Below are 3,849 nucleotides of genomic sequence, written 5' to 3'. Positions count from 1 at the left end.
ATTGGAAATTGTTGGAACCGGGCGAAGTGCGTCTTGCGCAAATACAATGGGGTTGGCCGTAAATCTTGCCTGCTGTTCCTGAAAGAATGCGGGTTCCGCTTTGACTTCGGCACACCGTCCGGGCAGCTTGAAATGCTGCGGCAATGGTGTGGTGTTTGGGGCTAATCTACGTCAGCTCCAAAATTATTCAGACGGTCTGTGCGCTTGATAGAACCCGGCCGGAAGTCGGGCAAACCTGCCGGACAATCTGTTTCGTATGGCGGTAATGACAGGCCATCAGATACGGCCAACCCACATGGTATAGCTGTTTTACTAAATAATTAGCACATAAATATCCAAATGCCGTCATTCCTGCCTTCCCGGGAATGACGAATTTCAGGTTTCAGACGGCATGAGAAAAATTTGTACTCATTTTTAAGTTAAACGGCTATAGTTCACATCAAAGGCCGTCTGAAACTTTCAGACGGCCTTTGATTTATTTCACGATATTAAAATCAATGAAATGATTAGATACCTTGTGCCAGCATCGCATCAGCCACTTTCACGAAACCGGCAATGTTCGCGCCGTCAACGTAGTTCACGCTGCCATCTTCACGGGTACCGTATTTTACGCAGTTTTCGTGGATATCTTTCATGATGTTGAACAGGTTTTTGTCTACTTCTTCCCGCGTCCAAGACAAACGGATGGCATTTTGGCTCATTTCCAAACCTGAAGTGGCCACACCGCCTGCATTTGACGCTTTGCCCGGTGCGTACAGAATTTTGGCATCCAAGAATTGTTTCACCGCACCCAAAGTTGACGGCATGTTGGCACCTTCGGCAACTACTTTACAGCCGTTGGCCAACAAGGTTTTGGCTGCTTCTTCGTCCAATTCGTTTTGGGTCGCGCAAGGCAGGGCTACATCGGCAGCCACGCCCCAAGGTTTTTGGCCTTCGAAGTATTGCAAGCCTTGTTCTTTGGCGTATACAGCCAAACGTTCGCGACGTACTTCTTTCAATTCGATCAAAGCAGCCAATTGTGCTTCGGTCATGCCGCTGTCAGGGAATTGAACGAAACCGTTGGAGTCGGAGACAGTCAGCACTTTTGCACCCAACTGAATCGATTTTTCGGCAGCGTATTGCGCCACGTTGCCCGAACCGGAAACCAACACGCGTTTGCCTTTCATGCTGTCTTGTTTGGTTTCCAGCATGAATTGTGCGAAATACACGCAGCCGTAACCGGTGGCTTCAGGACGAATCAAGCTGCCGCCCCAAGTCAGGCCTTTACCAGTCAACACAGAAGCGAATTCGTTGCGGATTTTTTTGTATTGGCCATACAGGAAACCGATTTCGCGGCCGCCCACACCGATGTCGCCGGCCGGTACGTCGGTATTTGGGCCGATGTGGCGGTACAATTCGGTCATGAAGGCCTGGCAGAAACGCATTACTTCAGCGTCAGATTTGCCTTTAGGATCGAAGTCAGAACCGCCTTTACCTCCACCCATCGGCAAGGTAGTCAACGCATTTTTGAACACTTGCTCGAATGCCAAGAATTTCAACACGCCCAAATCAACGGTCGGATGGAAACGCAAGCCGCCTTTGTAAGGGCCGATGGCAGAGTTCATTTGAATACGGTAGCCGCGGTTCACCTGCACTTCGCCTTTGTCATCCACCCAAGTCACGCGGAACATAACCACACGCTCAGGCTCAACAATGCGCTCCAGCAGGTTTTGCTGGGTATATTTAGGATTGTCTTTCAAGAAAGGTTTCAAGCTTTCGAATACTTCTTCCACCGCTTGGTGAAACGGCTCTTGGTTAGGGTTATTTTTCTTCAACTTGTCGAACAAAGCATTTAAATCAGTCATAGTCAGCTCCAAAAAATAATCGGAAAGAAATCAATCCAAAATAGGCAATTTGTGGAATGGAATATAACCTTATTTTTTTTTGCTGCCAAGTATTTTTTTATAAAATTGTTGACATTATTTTAAATAAATTTTTCTTTGGAAAAATTTTATATCAATATATAAATAAAATTAAGCAATCTTTATTCTTTTTTTATGAAAATAAAAAAATAATAATCTTTAATTAAAAAACTATCTTTCAAAAATTTCTTGTGTAAATTTCCATCAAATTTGATATAGGGCAAGATTTTGTCAACAATCTGATGTGTTTTAATCCCATTGGTTAAAAGTTACCGACAGTCTATTTTCATTACTACAGCCGTCTGAAATGCTACAATAGCAGCCGTCAAAATCATAAGGAATACTCATGAAAGCCTATCACGACCTCATGCGCCGTGTTATTGACCACGGCACCGACAAATCCGACCGCACAGGCACAGGCACACGCTCGGTTTTCGGCCATCAAATGAGCTTCGATTTGAGCCGGGGCTTTCCGCTGCTGACCACCAAAAAGCTGCACTTACGCTCCATCATTCATGAATTGCTGTGGTTTCTCAAAGGCGACACCAACATCAAATATCTCAAGGACAATAATGTTTCGATTTGGGATGAATGGGCAGACGAAAACGGCGACTTAGGCCCTGTTTACGGCTATCAATGGCGCAGCTGGCCGACACCCGACGGCCACCACATCGACCAAATCGCCAATGTGGTGGAACAAATCAAAAAAAATCCCGACAGCCGCCGCTTAATCGTTTCGGCATGGAATCCGGCCTTGGTCGATGAAATGGCCTTGCCGCCTTGTCACGCGCTGTTTCAGTTCTATGTGGCCGACGGTAAACTTTCCTGCCAGCTTTACCAACGTAGTGCCGATATTTTCCTGGGCGTGCCATTCAATATCGCCAGCTACGCTCTGCTGACGATGATGGTGGCTCAGGTATGCGGTTTGGAGGCAGGTGAATTTATCCATACTTTCGGAGATGCGCATCTTTACAGCAACCACTTCGAACAAGCCGAACTGCAATTAAGCCGCGAAACACGTCCGCTACCGGCTATGAAGATTAATCCTGACGTTAATGATTTATTTGAATTCAAATTTGAAGATTTTAAACTGGTGGGTTACGACCCGCATCCGCATATTAAAGCAGCGGTGGCAGTATAAATCCAAACAATATAAACAGGCCCCGTCTGAAAGACAAAATCTGCTTTCAGACGGCCTGAATCCTTTGCAAAAGCCTTCCCCAAACCCCCAAAAAAGCTTACTCTAAGTTATCAAGTAAGCTTTTTTCGGCTAAAAGGCCCTTATATTTTCTATATCCCTCGTCTTCATAGGGCATTTCCACCCTTTCAGACAACAACAGGCACACGAAGCCTGTTGGCAGCCTTTAGCAGGTTGGCACAAATTGCTTTCAAATGACTTTGCGCTGCGGCTTTCAGTAATCTGAAATAAGAAGCGCGGCTGTATCGGAATGGAGACAGCCGGAAGAGGGTATGCCCGGCGGCTCCGATTGGCGGCACGCTTGTGAAACGCGGCATTATCCCTCACCACTATGCTTTGGGACGGAAGCCCGGGTGTAACCAACGGTAAACAATATTGCTGTTGGCAGGGCCGTCAAACAGCCGGACCGCAAACGGTTCCCCGTCCCGAATGGTACTAATGGCATTGATCCGGTTCGTCAAATGCCAATCATACTGCCCATAACAGATTTCACCTTTAAACTCTACTATAATGAGCTGCTTGAAACCGCCTTTATCAAGATAAACAATCCTTCGTTTCTGTTCTGTAAAAACAGCCGGCCGCTTTAAAAATTTTGCTCTTTTTCCTGTGTCTGTCTACAGGTGTCGGCGATGCCGAAGTCGGCCGGAAAACCAATTTCGGCGCAGGCACCATTATCGCCAATTACGACGGTGTGAACAAACACAAAACCGTCATCGGAGACGAAGTGCTCATCGGTTCCAACAGCGTATT

The 3,849-nt window shown here is 46.5% G+C and carries 2 protein-coding genes and 2 pseudogenes; 2 read left to right on the top strand and 2 right to left on the bottom strand.

Features of this window, described 5'->3' with window-relative positions; all coding sequences use genetic code 11:
* Positions 1 to 165 (top strand): annotated as a pseudogene (locus C7N83_RS13285) (IS1595 family transposase); the annotation flags it as partial.
* 341 nt (positions 166 to 506) lie between these two features.
* Here the strand turns inward: C7N83_RS13285 and gdhA are convergent.
* Complete coding sequence (gdhA, locus tag C7N83_RS13280) at positions 507 to 1,844, bottom strand: NADP-specific glutamate dehydrogenase (protein ID WP_106743214.1); 1,338 nt, start codon at positions 1,842 to 1,844, stop codon at positions 507 to 509.
* A gap of 403 nt (positions 1,845 to 2,247) precedes the next feature.
* On the opposite strand from gdhA, the gene C7N83_RS13275 reads away from it, so the two are divergent.
* Positions 2,248 to 3,042, top strand: coding sequence for a thymidylate synthase (locus C7N83_RS13275; protein ID WP_106743213.1), 795 nt, complete (start codon positions 2,248 to 2,250; stop codon positions 3,040 to 3,042).
* 185 nt (positions 3,043 to 3,227) lie between these two features.
* Here C7N83_RS13275 and C7N83_RS13270 read toward each other — a convergent pair.
* Positions 3,228 to 3,350 (bottom strand): annotated as a pseudogene (locus C7N83_RS13270) (IS5/IS1182 family transposase); the annotation flags it as partial.
* Positions 3,351 to 3,849 lie beyond the last annotated feature (499 nt).

Source organism: Neisseria iguanae (assembly GCF_003013245.1).
Taxonomy (GTDB): Bacteria; Pseudomonadota; Gammaproteobacteria; order Burkholderiales; family Neisseriaceae; genus Neisseria; species Neisseria iguanae.
Note: the sequence above shows the minus strand (reverse complement) of the source record. Positions and strands in the feature narration are given on the sequence as shown.